The sequence below is a fragment of the Lamprobacter sp. genome (assembly GCF_034860625.1).
Taxonomy (GTDB): Bacteria; Pseudomonadota; Gammaproteobacteria; order Chromatiales; family Chromatiaceae; genus Lamprobacter.
On record NZ_JAYESN010000027.1, the window covers coordinates 23,483 to 40,125 of the forward strand.

At 61.8% G+C, this 16,643-nt stretch carries 18 protein-coding genes; 12 read left to right on the forward strand and 6 right to left on the reverse strand.

Annotated elements, in window-relative coordinates; all coding sequences use genetic code 11:
- Positions 1-7: 7 nt before the first annotated feature.
- The 6 genes from pal to VBE63_RS09430 all read left to right on the forward strand — a co-directional run bounded on the left by pal (position 8) and on the right by VBE63_RS09430 (position 6,562).
- Complete coding sequence (gene pal, locus VBE63_RS09405) at positions 8-526, forward strand: peptidoglycan-associated lipoprotein Pal (protein WP_323682760.1); 519 nt, start codon at positions 8-10, stop codon at positions 524-526.
- Positions 527-539: 13 nt separating this feature from the next.
- Positions 540-1,400 (forward strand): tol-pal system protein YbgF, encoded by an 861-nt coding sequence (gene ybgF / locus VBE63_RS09410; RefSeq protein ID WP_323682761.1) that lies wholly within the window; start codon positions 540-542, stop codon positions 1,398-1,400.
- 109 nt (positions 1,401-1,509) lie between these two features.
- Positions 1,510-2,415, forward strand: coding sequence for a D-hexose-6-phosphate mutarotase (locus VBE63_RS09415; protein ID WP_323682762.1), 906 nt, complete (start codon positions 1,510-1,512; stop codon positions 2,413-2,415).
- A 22-nt stretch (positions 2,416-2,437) separates the two neighbouring features.
- Positions 2,438-5,272, forward strand: coding sequence for a bifunctional [glutamate--ammonia ligase]-adenylyl-L-tyrosine phosphorylase/[glutamate--ammonia-ligase] adenylyltransferase (gene glnE, locus VBE63_RS09420; protein WP_323682763.1), 2,835 nt, complete (start codon positions 2,438-2,440; stop codon positions 5,270-5,272).
- Positions 5,273-5,382: 110 nt separating this feature from the next.
- Entirely contained in the window at positions 5,383-6,303 is a 921-nt protein-coding gene (locus VBE63_RS09425) for a branched-chain amino acid transaminase (protein WP_323682788.1), read from the forward strand.
- Positions 6,304-6,331: 28 nt separating this feature from the next.
- The gene (locus VBE63_RS09430) at positions 6,332-6,562 is read left to right on the forward strand and encodes a zinc-finger domain-containing protein (RefSeq protein WP_323682764.1); all 231 of its coding nucleotides are present in this window, start codon (positions 6,332-6,334) and stop codon (positions 6,560-6,562) included.
- Between the two features lie 39 nt (positions 6,563-6,601).
- On the opposite strand, the gene VBE63_RS09435 is transcribed toward VBE63_RS09430, so the two are convergent.
- Positions 6,602-7,063, reverse strand: a complete 462-nt coding sequence (locus VBE63_RS09435; protein WP_323682765.1) for a DUF2177 family protein — start codon at positions 7,061-7,063, stop codon at positions 6,602-6,604.
- Positions 7,064-7,246: 183 nt separating this feature from the next.
- Here VBE63_RS09435 and VBE63_RS09440 point away from each other — a divergent pair, with 183 nt between their 5' ends.
- Positions 7,247-7,816, forward strand: a complete 570-nt coding sequence (locus tag VBE63_RS09440) for an H-NS histone family protein (protein ID WP_323682766.1) — start codon at positions 7,247-7,249, stop codon at positions 7,814-7,816.
- A 28-nt stretch (positions 7,817-7,844) separates the two neighbouring features.
- On the opposite strand, the gene VBE63_RS09445 is transcribed toward VBE63_RS09440, so the two are convergent.
- A complete protein-coding gene (locus VBE63_RS09445; RefSeq protein WP_323682767.1) occupies positions 7,845-8,735 on the reverse strand; it encodes a cobalamin biosynthesis protein CbiX in 891 nt (296 codons plus the stop codon).
- A 155-nt stretch (positions 8,736-8,890) separates the two neighbouring features.
- Positions 8,891-9,202, reverse strand: a complete 312-nt coding sequence (locus VBE63_RS09450; protein ID WP_323682768.1) for a cupin domain-containing protein — start codon at positions 9,200-9,202, stop codon at positions 8,891-8,893.
- Positions 9,203-9,342: 140 nt separating this feature from the next.
- On the opposite strand from VBE63_RS09450, the gene VBE63_RS09455 reads away from it, so the two are divergent.
- The 3 genes from VBE63_RS09455 (at position 9,343) to VBE63_RS09465 (ending at position 12,068) form a co-directional block, all read left to right on the forward strand.
- Positions 9,343-10,341, forward strand: coding sequence for a zinc-dependent alcohol dehydrogenase family protein (locus VBE63_RS09455; RefSeq protein ID WP_323682769.1), 999 nt, complete (start codon positions 9,343-9,345; stop codon positions 10,339-10,341).
- A gap of 13 nt (positions 10,342-10,354) precedes the next feature.
- Positions 10,355-11,137, forward strand: a complete 783-nt coding sequence (locus tag VBE63_RS09460) for an ATP-binding protein (protein ID WP_323682770.1) — start codon at positions 10,355-10,357, stop codon at positions 11,135-11,137.
- 298 nt (positions 11,138-11,435) lie between these two features.
- The gene (locus VBE63_RS09465; RefSeq protein ID WP_323682771.1) at positions 11,436-12,068 is read left to right on the forward strand and encodes a chemotaxis protein CheW; all 633 of its coding nucleotides are present in this window, start codon (positions 11,436-11,438) and stop codon (positions 12,066-12,068) included.
- 11 nt (positions 12,069-12,079) lie between these two features.
- Here VBE63_RS09465 and VBE63_RS09470 read toward each other — a convergent pair whose 3' ends face one another.
- Positions 12,080-13,567, reverse strand: a complete 1,488-nt coding sequence (locus tag VBE63_RS09470) for a phosphomannomutase (protein ID WP_323682772.1) — start codon at positions 13,565-13,567, stop codon at positions 12,080-12,082.
- Positions 13,568-13,755: 188 nt separating this feature from the next.
- On the opposite strand from VBE63_RS09470, the gene VBE63_RS09475 reads away from it, so the two are divergent.
- Complete coding sequence (locus tag VBE63_RS09475; RefSeq protein WP_323682773.1) at positions 13,756-14,517, forward strand: hypothetical protein; 762 nt, start codon at positions 13,756-13,758, stop codon at positions 14,515-14,517.
- Positions 14,518-14,688: 171 nt separating this feature from the next.
- A complete protein-coding gene (locus VBE63_RS09480) occupies positions 14,689-15,267 on the forward strand; it encodes a DUF302 domain-containing protein (RefSeq protein ID WP_323682774.1) in 579 nt (192 codons plus the stop codon).
- 89 nt (positions 15,268-15,356) lie between these two features.
- On the opposite strand, the gene yihA is transcribed toward VBE63_RS09480, so the two are convergent.
- Positions 15,357-16,025 (reverse strand): ribosome biogenesis GTP-binding protein YihA/YsxC, encoded by a 669-nt coding sequence (gene yihA / locus VBE63_RS09485; protein ID WP_323682775.1) that lies wholly within the window; start codon positions 16,023-16,025, stop codon positions 15,357-15,359.
- Positions 16,022-16,555, reverse strand: a complete 534-nt coding sequence (gene moaC, locus VBE63_RS09490) for a cyclic pyranopterin monophosphate synthase MoaC (protein WP_323682776.1) — start codon at positions 16,553-16,555, stop codon at positions 16,022-16,024. Before moaC ends, yihA begins: the two co-directional genes overlap by 4 nt.
- Positions 16,556-16,643: the final 88 nt, after the last annotated feature.

Below are 16,643 nucleotides of genomic sequence, written 5' to 3' on the forward strand. Positions count from 1 at the left end.
GGTTCTCATGATCGAACGTCCGCTTTCGTTGCTGTTCATCGCGGCCTTAGCGCTGAGTGGTTGCGCGACGAAAACCGCGCCGCCGACCCCAGACAGGCCGAGCGCTGATGAACTCAATGCAATCAACGGGCGGCCTGTCGTGGAGACAGGTCCGATCGAGCGGGTTGAGCGCTCACCACTTGATGACCCATCGAGTCCGGTCTACCGCAAGGTGATCTATTTCGACTATGACGCCTCGGAGATCAAGCCTCAGTATGCCGATCTGCTCCGAGCCCACGCCAACTACATTTTCAATACCCCTGGCGTGCAGGTGACGCTCGAGGGGCATAGTGATGAGCGTGGGACGCGCGAGTACAACCTGGCCCTGGGGGAACGGCGCAGCCAGGCGGTGCAGCGTTTCCTGGTGGCAGAGGGTGCGCCCAGCGAGCGGCTGAGCACCCTGAGCTATGGCGAGGAGCGCCCTGCTGATCCGCGGCGCAGCGAAGCCGCCTGGGAACAAAACCGTCGCGTTGAACTGGTCTACTAAGAGGTAAGACAGCATGCTGCATGCTCTTTTTGGCGCGGCGATGGCCAAGCGTCTACTGGTCTTGATCGCTTGTTGCATCCCCGCGACCTCTGTCTTTGCCGTGGAGTCGCTGTTAGAAACGCGCATGTCCCGGCTCGAGCGTATGCTGAGCGAACGCTCGCTCTCTGATCTCGTGCTGCAGATCCAGCAGCTTCAGCAAGAGATGCAGGAGCTGCGAGGTCAGGTCGAGACCCAGCAGTATCTGTTGCGCCAGCAAGGCATCATGGCGCCCTCCTCGTTTGGTGATGAGCCCGGAGGGACGGAGCGCTTCCCTGCTGAGCCGATATTCCCCTTCGATGCCGCCCGCGACGAGGGCTGGGGCGGCGCGACCGATTCTGCCGTGAACGGGGGCTTCGCGCTGCCGGGGCAAACGGTTGGCTCGGAGCAGCAGCGTAGCGGCTCAGGCAATGCCGGCATCCTAGCGCTGCCTGCGCCAGAGACCTCTGCCGGCGGTGAGCGCGACCTCTACCGCGCGGCCTTCGATCTGCTCAAGGCGCGCGATTATTCAGCGGCTCGCGATGCCTTTAGTGACATGGTCGAGCGCTATCCGCAGGGTCAGTTTGCCGACAATGGTCGTTACTGGTTGGGTGAGATCGGCTATGTGACCCAGGATTATGCCTTGGCAAAGGAGGCGTTTAGCCTTCTGGTGCGCGAATACCCGTCGAGCCCGAAGGTGCCGTCGGCGATGCTGAAGCTCGGTTATGTGGCCTATGAGCAGGATGCATCGCAGGACGCGCGCAGCCTGCTTGAAGAGGTCGTGCGGCGCTTCCCAGAAACGACCGAGGCTCGGCTCGCTCAGGGCCGCCTGGACCGCATGGAGCGCGAGGGGCAATGAGGCCGGCGCCGACTCGGCCTTGTGACTCATCCTCCATCCATTCTCCCCCCATATTCCGGACGCGATTCGCGTTTAGATCACCCCGTTCGCTGACCTCGAGGACCCATTGATGGATATCGCTCAAGCCAATGATGCGCTCGGCATCCCGGGCGTGCTCGTGATCTGCGAAGGCAGCGGTGGCCTGCCACTGATTCGGATCGAGAATGCTTACGCCAGTGCGTCGATCTCGGCACAGGGTGGCCAGGTGCTGTCCTACTGCCCGGTGACGACCGACAACGACCTGTTGTTTGTCAGCAGCCAGGCCGCTTTCCAACCAGACAAGGCGATCAAGGGCGGGATTCCAGTCTGCTGGCCCTGGTTTGGGCCTGATCCAGAGCAACGCGGCCGCCCAGATCATGGTTTCGTGCGCAATCGTGGTTGGCGGCTCTTGGCCACCGAAGCCTGCGTCGACGGGAGTACCAAGGTGCTGCTGGGCACGCACGATGACGACCGCAGCCAGGCCCTGTGGCCGCATCCGTTTTCCTTGGAGCTCGTGGTCAGGGTCGGCGAGACCTTGGACTTGGTGTTGATCACCCACAACAGCGGATCGGCACCGATCTTGGTGACCCAGGCATTGCATGCCTATTTCAGCGTTGGTGATGTACGCCAGGCGCAGGTGCTTGGCCTCGCGGGCTATGATTACATCGACAAGGTTGCCGATGGCACGCGCGCGACCCAGTCGGGCCCGATCAATATCGACGGGCCGGTTAACCGGATCTACCTGGACACTACTGATACCCTGATCATTGATGATCCAAGCCTTGGTCGCCAAGTCGCGATTGAGCGCGAAGGCAGTCGCTCCGCGGTGGTCTGGAATCCCTGGATCGAACAGTCGCGGGCAATGGGGGACTTTGGCGATGACGAGTATCTACGCATGATCTGCGTCGAGACCACCAACGCCGCCGAGGACGCGGTAACCATTGGCGCTGGTGAGCATTATCAGCTCAGCTCCAGCTATCGTCTTCACCAAGAGTGAGATGCTAGAGTCCCAGCACTCCATGAACGAGGGTCATTGGCAGCAATGGCTGGATTGGGCAGCGGAGCAGGGGGTTGCCCTGCCTGAAGACCCTGTCTTCGCTGAGGCGCGGGCTCGGGTTTGGGATGGCAGCGAGTTTGTCGCCCTCACGGCTGCCCGCGATCCCGGCACCCTTGCTGGCCTGCTCGAGACCGGCGATCTGCGGCGCTCATTGAATGCCGACGCCTTCACCGAGCAGCTGAGCAGGATGCTCGCCGAAGTCACCGATGAAGAGGCGTTACAACGCGCCCTGCGCCGCTTCCGCCGCCGACAGATGCTACGCATCCTGTTTCGCGACCTGGCCGGCTGGGCCGAGCTGGACGAGACGCTTGAGGATCTCACCGCGCTCGCCGACAGTTGCATCCGCGAGAGCCTGCGCCTGCTCGAGCAATGGACCCGGGCCGAGTTGGGGGTGCCACAGGATGGCCAGGCGCGGCCGCAGTCGCTGCTGGTGCTGGGTATGGGCAAGCTCGGTGCGCGCGAGCTGAACCTGTCGTCGGATATCGACCTAATCTTTGCCTTTCCGAGCGCTGGCCGCGTCGAGGGTGGTCCGCGCGAGCTGACGGCCGAGCAGTTTTTCAGCCGGCTCTGTCAGCGGCTGGTGAAGTCGCTCAATGCCAAGACCGTTGATGGCTTCGTCTTCCGCGTCGATACCCGGCTGCGGCCATTCGGCGACTCTGGCCCGCTGGCGATGAGCTTTGATGCGATGGAGGGCTACTACCATTCACAGGCGCGTGAATGGGAGCGCTATGCGATGACCAAGGCGCGGGTAGTGGCTGGTGAGCCCGAGGCGCGTGCCGAGCTCGAGGCCATGCTGCGGCCCTTCGTCTATCGCCGCTATCTCGACTTTGGCGCCATCGCCTCGCTGCGCAACCTCAAGGTGCTGATCGACCGCGAGTTGCGGCGCAAAGGGATGGCCGACAACATCAAGCTCGGCCCTGGCGGCATCCGCGAGATCGAGTTCATCGGCCAATCCTTCCAGCTCATTCGCGGTGGGCGCGAGCCAGATCTGCAGATTCGGCCCATCCAGCAGGTCTTGGCGCTGCTGGGCCAAAAGGGCTTGCTCGAGCCCGAGACGGTCACCGAGTTGACCGACGCCTATCGCTTCCTGCGCTTGACCGAGAACCGCCTGCAGGCTTGGCGTGACGAGCAGACGCATTCATTGCCGTCGGCGTCGCCCGCCCGTGAGCGGCTGGCGCGCTCGATGGGCTACGATGACTGGCCAGGCTTTGAGGCGGTTCTAAACGCGCATCGAGCGCGCGTCCAGCAGCATTTCGATGCGGTTTTTGCCGATCCAGATGAGCCCGAGCATGCACCGACCTCGGTTGCATTCCTATGGGAGCGGGCGCCAGAGCAGGCAGAGGCGGTCGCGCTGTTGCAAGCGGCGGGTTTCGACGATGCCGAGGCGGCCTGGCAGCAGCTGCTTGATTTCCGCGACACCGCTGAGCGCAAGGGGCTGTCGAGTCGGGGCGTCGCTCGCTTGGGGCTGGTGATGCCGCGGCTCCTGGAGGAGGTTGCCGCCTGCGGAGCAGCTGATCTGACGTTGAGCCGCCTGCTCAAGGTCTTGGAGGCGGTGCTCGGCCGGACCGCCTATCTCGATCTGCTCGCCGAGCATCCCGATGCCTTGCATCAGCTGGTGCGGCTCAGCGCCAAGAGTCCCTGGTTTAGCGAGCGCACCGCGCGCCAACCGCTGCTGCTCGATGAATTGCTCGATCCGCGCCGGCTGTTCGAGCCGCTTCACCGCGCGGATCTGGAGCAGGAGCTCGATCAGCTGCTGTCTGGCGTTGAAGCCAGCGATCTCGAGCAGCGCATGGAACGCCTGCGGCAGTTCGCCCAAGGCAACCGGCTGCGGGTGGCCGCGGCCGATGTGACCGGCGCCATCCCGCTGATGGTGGTCAGCGACTATCTCACCGAGATCGCTGAAGTGACCACCTCACGCAGTCTGGAGATCGCCTGGCAAGACCTGGTCGAGCGGCATGGGTGTCCGCCCGGCACCGATCAGGCATCCCCCGGCTTCAGCGTCATCGGTTATGGCAAGGTCGGTGGCATCGAGCTTGGCTACAACTCTGATCTTGACCTGGTGTTCCTCTACGACGAGGCGACCGCTGGCAAGATGACGGACGGCCCGCGGCCGGTCGTCAGCGAGCAGTTCTATGTTCGTCTCGGCCAACGGCTGATCCATGTGATGACCACGCCGACCTATTCCGGCGTGCTCTATGAAGTCGACATGCGCCTACGCCCGGATGGCAATAAGGGCATGATTGCCCGCTCGCTGTCCTCATTTGCCGATTATCAGGCTGAGAGCGCCTGGACCTGGGAGCATCAGGCACTGGTGCGTGCGCGGCCGATTGCCGGTGATCAGGGGCTCGCTGAGCGGTTTAGACAGGTGCGCGCCGAGGTGCTGCAGCGACGGCGTGATCCAGAGCAGTTACGCGAAGAGGTCCGTTCGATGCGCGCGAAGATGCGGGCCAATCTGGATAAGACCCGCGATGGCTGGTTTGATCTCAAGCAGGGCGCAGGTGGTATTGCTGACATCGAATTTGTGGTCCAATACTCGGTTCTGCGCTGGGCCTGCGATTATTCCGATCTGACGACCTGGACCGATAATATCCGCCTGCTCGAGACACTGATCAAGCAGGCACTGCTCGCGGCCTCGGTGGGTGCGAGTCTGACCCTGGCCTATCAGGCCTTGCGCGCGGCCTATCACCGCCATGCCTTGCAAGACGCCGCTGGGCTGGTCGAGGATGCACAGCTCCGCTCGGAGCGGCAGTCTGTGATCGCCGCTTGGCAACAGATGATGGAGTCCAACGCGGAGTGACCTTGGCTGGGCCTGCAATATTCAGCGGCTGCGGTGTCGTTGCCCGATTGCACTCTTAATAACGCCTGCGCTGCGCGGGCCTGCGGAACTGGAGTTTCACAACGATGGCGATGACGATGCATGATCGTGATGGTCTCATTTGGCATAACGGCCAGGTTGTGCCCTGGCGTGAGGCTCAAGTGCATGTGTTGACCCACACGCTGCACTACGGTATGGGCGTGTTCGAAGGCGTTCGCGCCTATGCCACCTCGCGCGGCCCAGCGATCTTTCGTCTGCGTGATCATACGCAACGGCTGTTCAACTCGGCGCATATCCTTGGCATGCGGATTCCTTATGACCGCGAGACCCTCGATGAGGCGCAATGCATCGCTGTCCGCGAGAATGGCCTGAGCTCGGCCTATATCCGCCCGATGTGTTTCTATGGCTCCGAGGGCATGGGCCTGCGTGCCGATAATCTTCGCGTTCACTGCATCGTTGCCGCCTGGGACTGGGGCTCCTACCTGGGCGAAGAGAACATGACCAAGGGCATCCGGGTGCGCGTGTCCTCATTCACCCGTCATCACGTCAATGCCACTATGTGCCGAGCCAAGGCGAATGGCAATTATATGAACTCGATGATGGCCTTACAGGAGGCGATCCGCGACGGTTACGATGAGGCCCTCCTGCTTGATACGGAAGGCTATGTTACCGAAGGCAGTGGAGAAAATGTGTTTTTGGTTCGTGATGGCGTGCTCTACACGCCCGAGTTGACCTCAGCGCTAGACGGGATTACTCGGCGCACCATCATGACCCTCGCGGATCAGATTGGGCTGCAGGTGGTGACGAAGCGGATTACCCGCGATGAGGTCTATATCGCTGATGAGGCCTTTTTCACCGGCACCGCCGCTGAGGTGACGCCGATTCGCTCGGTCGATGGCCGAGAGATTGGCGCCGGAATGCGCGGTCCCGTGACTGAGCGACTGCAGTCGATGTATTTTGATGTCGTGCAGGGCAATAGCGAGGCTCATGCCGACTGGCTCAGCTACCTCTGACGACAGACTGTTTAACGAGCAAACACCTATGCAAGAGCAGATCGTCGATGCCGCACTCGATACCGCAGGTGTCAAACCACCGCCCCAGGACAGCGAAGCGCGGGTCGTGACGCTGAAAGACCTGCCATTGAGCTGTCCGCTGCCCGCGGACGAGGTCTGGAACATGCACCCTCGGGTCTATCTGCCGATCAACGATGAGCCGAGCGGCGAACTGACCTGCCCTTATTGCGGCACCCGCTATCGGCTACAGCGCGACTAAGCTAGGAGCGCGCAGCTGACCTTCTATCTTCGCTTGGCCCTAAGTGAGCTGCTTGCTGATGAGATGAGCAGCAATGGCCACCAGCGTGCAGAGTGCGATGCCCCACAGGGTATCAACGATCACGATCTTGATCGGCCAGTTGGGCAGTGTTGCGCGATTGGTGAGCTCATAGGTGGCGTAAGTGAAAAAGCCAAAGCCGGCGGCCCAGAGAGCTGTTTTGCGCAGTGAATCTGCTGCTAATCCCGGCGCGACCGCGAAGAGTAGAATGCCTGCGATATAAATCAGGTAGAACAGGATCGCTGCCGGCCAGTCGACTTGATCGGAGAGCAGATGATCAAGGTTGCTGCGATAAAAGTTGCGCGCCACGACCCCAAGCCAAAGTAGGTCGATGAGAAAAAACACCGGTACCGTTAGCAGGTAGAGCTTTAGATAGAACAGCACTGCAGATTGACCTCCAAGCGGGCTCAAGTCAGGATCGGATAAGACTGAGGATTCGTTCACATAACGGATACATGAGTTCAGTTTTGACTTGACTTTTTGTTATTTCTGTTTAGATTGATACTGGTGACTAGGAGCAAGCCGCAGGAACAGAGTAACCGGCGGCATCAATAACGCCCATAAGCCTGATCAATCGTTTTGGTTATCGCACTGCGTGCGGTTAGCCGTCGAGCGTGATGAGCGGTGTTGTGTTGTCGCCAGCGCGTCTTTTCCGAGACGTCTCTTCCGAGAAAGTTCCGCCGCATTGCCGCTGTCCACACTGATCAAACAGGGCAACATCCGCCCGGCAGGCTTGAAACGCTTGCTGGGCGGTTTGCTTTTTTAATTCATCCGCCCCGGAGGCGAGTAGTGGAATATCAACATCTTTCGGCAGAAGAGCTGAAAAACCAGATCGAACAGACCAAGCAACGCGAGGCTGAGCTCCAGAAGGCGCTCAATCAGCGCTGGCAGGCTGAAAAGTCTGAGCTGGCAAACCAGATTCGCGATCTCATCGAGTCGCGTGGTCACGATGTCGAGGACATCATGAATCACTTGTCGCCGACGAATCGGCGACGTCGCACGGGCAATGCAGGCAAGAAAGCGGGTACTGGGAACTACACGCGTTATTTTGATCCAGAAAACCCGAACAACGTCTACTCCCGTGGCGTGCTCCCTCGCTGGATGAAGGATAAGATGGCGTCATTGGGGCTGGATTCGAGCAACAAAGAGGATCGTGAGTCTTTCAAGGCCAATCACCTGCAGCCCATTGGTGATTGATTGATGGTATAGGATGCATCAAACGCCGCTATGCGGCGGAACAGGGTAGGGACACCCTGTCGCATGCTTGCAATGCCAAGGTGGCCCGATCGGCCAAGATGTCGATCAACCCCTCATCCTCGCCGACCAATCCTGAGATGCTCACCCCTAGGCCAGGGAATCGCTTCTGAGCCTCCTGACAGATCGAGACGACATCGCCATCCTTCCCAGCATGGCGCCCCGGCCCGATGAACTGCATGCCAATCACCACCTGAGCCTGAGGCTCTGAGTGGCCAATCGCGGCGAGCGCCTCTTCAAGCAAGGCGCCGTTGAACGCGTATTCCGGCCCTGAGCGCCGTTCCATGGCTGCTTCGCTGATTCGGTAATCTCCCCTCGCTAAGGTCTTGAGCTCAGCCGTCAGCCAGCGCCGAACCGCGGTCACCTGCGGGATGGGTGAGCCGTGATCGACCAAGACGGCTTGCGGCGCTGCGTCATGCTTACTAGAGCGACTCAGGTTAGGGTGATTTAAGCCACGTATCGCAGTGCGGATGGCGCGGTCGAGGATCGCCGCAAGACGCGGCTCTCCGATAGGCAGAGGGCAGAGCTCATCGGCGACAGCAACCTGCACCGGGTGTCCGGCTGCGCTGACCTTGGCAGCCGTTTCAGGGATCGCCTTGGTCAAGGCCCGGCTCGGTCCAAAAAACAGCGGGACGGCGAGAAACTGGCTGTGACCCTCAACGGCCTTGCGCGATAGAAAGGACTCTAGGATGTCAGCGGGACGGCCATTCAGGGCCTCGGCTGGCACCTTCGATGAGTGCAGCAGGGAGACTGGATGCACCGGCCGTTCTAGCCGCTGCGCGAGTGCTGCACTGATCCGGCGTAGCGCGAGCGTCGCGTCGGCACGGCGCGAGCCGTTGTCGACAAGCATGATCGTCGTCATTGGATGCGTTCTCCTGCAGCAGCGTTGATCACAGGGCACCGTATGCTGGGCCCCTACCGCGAGCCTTGGAGGTCGCGACGCTTGTCGTGGTTTCAATGGGCTGCTGCGGAGGTGACTGGTGCGCAAGGGCGCGATGGCGACCCTTGCCGCTTGCGTTAGGATAGACGCACGGCGTCAAAGCTCACCACGGGCTCGTCGCCGACTACCTCGGCGGTATGGATCACATGCTTGGGTATCACCACCAGATCACCAGCCATCAGCAGGGCTTCTTGCCCTTGCATGGTGATCCGGAAGCAGCCGGATACGATGGCGTCGATCTTGTCATCGGCATGATCGTGGGCGGGAAAGAACATGCCGGGCGAGTATTCGTAGCGGGTGACCTGATAACCACGCCGTTCGAGCTTGTGGCGTAATGCGAGCTCGCTCAGCGGTCCATCGTGATCGGAATGCCAATGTTCGATCTGCATGCGGTTCTCTCGTAGAGTACTGATCCTGATCCGGTACCAAGGCGATATCGGCGAATCCGTTCAAGTTTAGTGTATGCAATGGGCCTTGATGAAGGCGCACTCTAACGCAACGACCTGCCAACGAACCGAGAGGAGAATCCATGAAGGCGATACAGATGCGAGAGCCCGGCGGGCCAGATGTGCTAGCGTTGGTCGATCTGCCGCAGCCTGAGATCCAATCCGCGACCGATGTCTTGGTCCGGCTGGAGGCGGCGGGAGTAAATCCCGTGGATACCAAGATTCGGGCTCGCGGGCCACTCGTGCCTGAGACCCTGACTGCGGTGCTGGGCTGTGATGGCGCTGGCGTGGTCGAGGCAGTTGGTGATGCGGTGACAGGCTTTCAGCCTGGCGATGCGGTTTGGTTTTGTCAGGGAGGTTTGGGTGGGCTGCGGGGTAACTATGCCGAGTACATCGTTGTCGACGAGCGCATTGCCCAACCTAAGCCGGCTTCCCTGGATTTTGTCCAGGCCGCGGCTGCGCCCCTCGTCTTGATCACCGCCTGGGAGGCGCTCTACGACCGCGCCGCACTGCACGAAGGGCAGCGCGTCCTGATCCATGCTGGTGCCGGTGGCGTGGGTCATGTCGCGATCCAGCTCGCACGCCTGGCGGGTGCGCGGGTGGCCACCACGGTCAGCAGTGCGGAGAAGGCGCGCTTCGTGCAAGATCTCGGTGCCGAGTGCGTGATCAACTACCGGCAAGCATCACTCCGCGAGAGCCTGGCCGATTGGACTGAGGGGCAAGGCGTGGATGTCGCGTTCGACACTGTAGGGCCGTCGGTTTTGCGGGATACCATCCCGCTGATGGCGGTCTACGGCGATCTGGTGACCCTCCTCGATCCCGGCCCTGATCTCGATCTGAAAGAGGCGCGCAACCGCAACCTGCGCATCAGTCTCGAGCTGATGCTGACCCCGCAGCTGCGGGGTCTGACCGATGCGCTCGACCATCAAGGAGAGATCCTGCGCCGCTGTGGGGAACTGTTCGATGCCGGCAAGTTGCGCATCCAGGTCGCTGAGCGCTTCCCGCTCGAACAAGCGGCTGCGGCGCACCGCCGGCTCGAAGCCGGCGGTGCGGTTGGCAAGTATGTGCTACGTCTGCGCTGAGGAGTCAGCAGCGATGTCGGAAAGCGCCGCGCGTGCAGAGCCGGCTGCACCCATGCAGCCACGCCATCTGCCACGTCCGCCGAAGTCGTTACTGCGTCAGGTAGGACGGGCGCTCGCGGACTTTGAGATGATCCGCGACGGCGATCGCATTCTGCTCGCGGTCTCGGGCGGCAAGGATTCGCTGTCATTGCTCGAGGTGCTGCGGCATCTGCGAAGCTATGCCCCAGTGCGCTTCGAGCTTGCGGTGCTGACCATCGACCCTGAGGTGCCCGGCTTTGATCCAGCGCCGCTCACCGACTGGTACCAGCAGCGCGGCCTGCCCTGGCACTACGAGCGGCAACCGATCATGGAGCAGGCGCGCGAGCACATGGATGGCGACTCGTTTTGTGCCTATTGCGCGCGGATGAAGCGAGGCATCATGTATCGGCTTTGCCGCGCCCATGGCTATAACGTTCTGGCGCTCGGGCAGCACCTAGACGACCTGGCCGAGAGCCTGCTGATGTCGATGTTCCATGGTGGCCAGCTCCGTACGATGAAGGCGCATTACCGCAACGATGCCGGCGACGTACGCATTATTCGCCCCTTGGTCTACTGCCGCGAGCGGCAAATGCGTGACTTTGCCAGCCATGCCGGGCTGCCGGTGGTGCCAGACAGTTGCCCCGCCTGCTTTCAGATGCCAAGCCGACGTGAGCAGATGAAGGGGCTGCTGGCGCGCGAAGAGGCCGATCATCCTCATCTGTTTGCCAGCTTGCTGCGCGCCATGCGTCCGTTGCTGCGAGAGGGCGCGGTCGACTGAGCGGCTGCGCTGCTCCCGGTGAAGGCTAGCCAGTACCTGGTGGCGTCCAGAATCTGGCTGACCACCGCAAAAATATCAAAATTTCGACTAGGCTTACCCTGAGGCAGGTACTTCATCTTTCGGGATGATCAGGCGCAATCAGCGTTAGCTTGAGCGGGTTCTCCATCTATCAGGCTAGCGGCGCGCTATGAACTCGCGCTTGGAACCTGAGCTCAGTGATACCGAGAGCTGCGATTCGAGTGTGCCTGCCGCGGTTTTCAGGATGGTCAGTCGGCTGCTATGGCCCGGAGGCCCGTCAATGATCTCTGCTGAGCGCCGCGCGATACCGATCTCCGGATCGCCCTGGTTAGAGTTGGCCCAGGAGTGTGTGGTCTTTGCGCTCGGCGCCCAAACCTATGCCGTCGCCGCCGAGCGTCTGCGTACCTGTTTGTCCTTACCGCGTCTGACCGCCCTCGAGGACACCCCGCCCTATCTTGTCGGTGCCTTCGATCTACGTGGGGAGCTAGCGCCGGTTGTCAGTCCGCCCGTACTCGGCGGCGCACCGCTGCAGCCGGCTGCGAGCGGTGATGTGCTGATTGTGGTCGATGCCGGCGGTTATCCGCTGGGGCTGCATGCGGATACCTTGCTTGGGATCGAGCCGCTCTGTGCTCAGCCCTGGGAGCGATGCGCGAGTTCAGCAGGGGTCTTGCAGATCAGCTTGAGCGGCGGGCAGGCTCGGTTGATCGATCCGTCCTTGATTGGGCTGGTCGCTGAGTCAAGCGGCTGGACTGAGCAGTCTGCCACGCAGTCCGCCGACGAACGCTTGCAGCAGTTTGAGCGTGAGCTCGATGCCGCCGCCCTGCTGCTGCTGGAAACGCGCGCCGAGCGCTATCGGAGCTTGGCGCGGGTTGATGATTGCCTGACGCTGGTGCTCGACTCAGGATATCTTTGATAGACACTAGCTTAGTGGCGCCATCGCTCCAAGATAGCTAGGCAGCGCTGATTGAGTTCCCGCGCCCGCTCGGCGCTATTGGCTTCGGTATAGGCGCGCAGCTCAGGCGCATTGCCTGACGGGCGCAGATGCAGGATGTCGCCATGCGCGAGGGTCATGCGGATGCCGTCGGTATAGTCGACCTCGGCAACGGGCCCAAACTCGGCGGCGAAGACCTGATTCAATGCGGCGCGATCTGCGGCTAGGTCGCCGGTCTGGAAGGCAGCAAAGCGGGCCGCGCTCAGCGTCGTCGGAAAGGCCTTGAGGCGGCCGCTGTAGGTGAAGCGCTGGGGGAGTGATTTGGCCAGCGCCGAGAGCGGCTGCCGGCTGGCGCGTGCAGCACCGATCAGCGTGACCGCGACGATTACCGCATCACGGGTCGGTAGCGCTGGCAAGGTGCGGCCTTCGCGCTCGATGTCGGAATCGGTCAGAAAACCACCATTAGCCTCATAACCGACCACCGGCGCCATCCCCCGGGCCGATAATGCTTGCATGCCGGCGATCACATAGGGCGAGCCGATGCGGGTACGCAGCGTCTCTTGGAACCAGCCGCTGGCTTCCAGTGCGGTGTTGGAGCTGATGGGCGTCACCACGGCAGTGGCGCCCAAGGCTTGCGCGCAGAGCACGCCGGCAATGTCTCCGCGCAGCCATTCACCTTGCTCGTCGCCGACCAGTGGTCGATCGCCGTCGCCATCGGTGGAGACCAACGCCGCGAACTGTCCATCCGCGGCCCAGTCGCGCGCGAGCGCGATGTCCTCGGCGCGGATCGCCTCGGTGTCGACCGGCAGAAAGGTCTCTGAGCGTCCGAGCCGCACGACCTCCGCACCAAGCCCGGTAAGGACGCGAAACAGCGCCTCACGCGCGACGCTGGAGTGTTCATAGAGGCCAATGCGCAGGCCGGCAAGCCAATCGGCGGGGAAGAAACCAAGGTAGCGTGCGATGTAGTGCTCAAGTGCGGCCGGGTCTTCTGGCGGCAGGGCGCTGTGCTGTGGATCGACGAAGGCGCCCGCGGCGTCGAACAGTCCATCGGGCAGCTCAACCGGCTGCGCGCGAATGCCGTCCTCATCCGCCTTTAGGATCTCGCCGCGGTGAAGATTGAACTTGATGCCGTTGCGGTCGTCGGGGATATGGCTGCCGGTGACCATCATCGTCGGCCAACCCTGGGCAATGCCATAGGCCGCAAGGGCGGGCGTTGGGATTCGGCCTAGGTAATGTGGTCTGCAGCCGCTATCGCTGACCGCCTTGGCGCAAGCGCCAAGGATGCCTGAGGTGCTGGCGCGAAAGTCGCCCGCAAGCCCGATATCGGCGCCCTGCGATAGTGATCCGGTTCCCAACAGGTAGCGCATGAACCCTTGCGCATAGGCGTAGCAGACCCGGTCGGTCATGTCTTCAACACGCCCGCGTGCGCCGCTGGTTCCGAACTTGACGCCCGTCTCGGCCATCAGGTCGCCAATCTGCATGCTGTACTCTCCCAGGATTTCGTTCTCGCCTTTATTGGCTGCATTCTATACGCTCTATGGCGGTTGTCTCGGATCTTGCGTGTTGGCCACAGGGTGGCCGACGTCGCTTTCTCGCCCCTGGCAACCGTGATATGGTCGCCACGTTCTTCCATCCACAAAGCAACCTAAAGATGAGGAGTTCCACCACGATGAATCAGAAAAACCTGTTCCTGTCGGCTGTCTCTGCTTTCGCATTGACCCTGAGTCTCAGCAGCGCCGCACTGGCGCAAGAAGCGGCAGCACCCACTGCGCCTGCAGCAGCAGCCCCCGCCGTTGAAGACTCAGCGCCTGCGCAGACGCCAGAAGCGGCGCCTGCCGGTGAAGAAGCGGCAGCGGCTGGAGAAGAAGCAAGCTCTGCCGGAGAAGAAGCAGCGCCTGTGACGGAAACAGCAGCGCCAGAGGCAATGCCATCGGCTGAATCGATGGAAGCCATGCGCGCCGAGATGCAGAAGCGCTATGAGGAGGCGATGGCAGAGCGGGCTCAGCGCATCGAGGAGATGCGTGCAAAGGCCGAGCAGCGACGCCAAGAGATGTTGGAGCGCTATGAGGCTTATCGTGCGACCATTGAGGCCATGAGCGACGAGCAGAAGGAGGCCATCTCAGCCCTCTTCGGTGGTGCGGCGCAGCAGCCCGAGGTGCCGCCGATGGGGCCTGGCTACGGTCAGCCGCCACAGGGTGGGTATGGATACGGCTACGGCCGCGGCTATCCTGGCCAGGCCTACCACTCCATGCATCCGAACTGTGGCGAGATGGGCGTGGACTGCCCGCGTATGCATCGGCGCCCGCCGATGATGATGCGCGACATGCCTGAAATGCCAGCCATGCCGGAGATGCCCCCGATGCCAGAGCCTCCGGCGATGCCTGAGATGCCAGCAGCTCCTAGCAATGGTCCAGCTGCTTCAGCCAACTGATTCGATCACTGAATTGACTCTAGGCTGAGATCTGGAGCCCAGGCCTGCACGGCGCATGAGCCGGCGCGGTGCCTGGGGCATCACGCGTTTGCCTGACTGACGGCAGATGAAAGTCCTGGTCTTGCCTGGCCCCCCGTTAGTCAATCAAGTCGTCCCTTGTCGGAGCTCGGCATGTCCCTGATTCGCAATCTGCTCGCGGTCATCGGCGCGTTAACCTTGATCGCTCTGCTCGTGGCAGCGATCTGGCTCGGCCCGCGCCTCGCCAGTTTTGATCCGGAATTCCTGCCAACCTATTCGACCTTCGCCGCGAACCTTCTCGAGACTGGCGACCCGGGCGGTGCCATGATGTGGTCGGTTCCAGTCGAAGAGGGGCTGAGTCCGGAAGAGGTGATCGATTCCCTGAAGAGCCTCGCAACCACCCATAATCTGCTCTACGTCGGGGAATCACCGTTCTATCAGCAGGTCGAGGCGGTCACAGGCGAGGACTATCGCTATGTCAACTTCCTCTCGTTCTGCGATGCGCAAGTCGGCAAGATGATGCTCGAGTACCGGAATCATTACAGTGGTTTCATGCCCTGTCGGATTGCGCTGGTTGAGGATCGCGAGGGCAAGCTCTGGCTGTTCTCGATGAACTTGGATTTCATGATCTATGGCGGCACAGAGCTTCCGGAAGCGCTAAAGCTGTCGGCGATCAAGGTTCGCGACACCCTGTTCGGGATGATGCAAGGCGCTGCTGCCGGCGAATTTTGAAGCCCGCTCAAGGCGAGCGGCGATGCGGACATGAAAGTCGGATACAACGCGCTGGTGCGCGCAGACAGCTGCGGTGTTGCTGAGAGCGGCTAAGTGTTTGCTGCGGTTGCAAGCCCCCGCTCATCCTCTGCCTCAGAGGCCAAGGCTGAGCAACCGAGCCAGGCCATCACCTGCGCTTGCACTGGGTTCAGACCAAGCCGGCTGACAGCCGAAAAGGCCATCACATCAACCGGCACTGGCGCCTCAGCCAGCGCTTTGCGAACCGCATTGAGGCTGCGCGAAACGCCGCTACGCTTGAGTTTGTCGGCCTTGGTCAACAACAGCAGCAGGGGCAGCCCGGCGGCGATCCCCCAATCGATCATCTGCTGGTCGATGTCGGTCAAGGGATGGCGAATATCCATCACCACGACCAGCCCCTTGAGCGAACTGCGGCGCTCGAGATAACGCTCCATCAGCTGCTGCCAACGCCGCTTGATGGAGAGCGAGACCTTAGCGAATCCATAGCCGGGCAGATCCACTAGCCGGCGCTCATCATCGAGCCGAAAGAAGATCAGCTGCTGCGTGCGCCCCGGTGTCTTGCTCGTGCGTGCTAGCCCGCGTTGATGGCAGATGGCGTTGATAGCACTCGATTTGCCTGCGTTCGAGCGGCCGGCGAAGGCGACCTCATAGCCACTGTCATCCGGGGTGGCCGCCAAGTCCGGCGCCGAGTTGAGGAAGGTCGCGCGTTGGAACAGTGGGTTGGTGATCGGCTCGCTCATGCGGTGCTTGTCCAGTGCCCACTGCGGCCGCCGCGCTTCTCGAGCAGGCGAACCTGATCGATGATCATGCCACGGTCAACCGCCTTGCACATGTCGTAGATGGTCAGCAGTGCGATCTGCACCGCACAGAGGGCCTCCATCTCAACACCCGTTCGACCGCGCGTTGCGACGCTAGCGCGACAGATGACAGCAGCTTTAGCGCCTGCTTCAGTCCAGGATGCTGCGCTAGGATCATGGCCGGCCCTGGTGGCTGCCTGCTGGATCTCGAAGTGGCATTCGACCTTGGTCAGCGCCAATGGATGGCAGAGCGGAACCAGTTCCGCGGTGCGCTTGGCGCCCATGATAGCAGCGATGCGGGCGATGCCGAGTACGTCACCCTTGGCGTGGCCACCGTGCTCGATCAGGCGCAGCGTCTCGGGCTGCATCCGGATGCAGCCTTGGGCCTGGGCGACGCGCTCGGTCTCGGGCTTGGCGCCAACATCGACCATCCGCGCTTCGCCCGCGCGGTTGAAATGGGTTAATTCGTTCACATCGCCTCGCCGGCAAGCTCAAAGGACGCCAAAACCACAGCAGCAGCAACAATTAAGTCGGTGGCGATCGGGCACAAAAAAGCCGGCA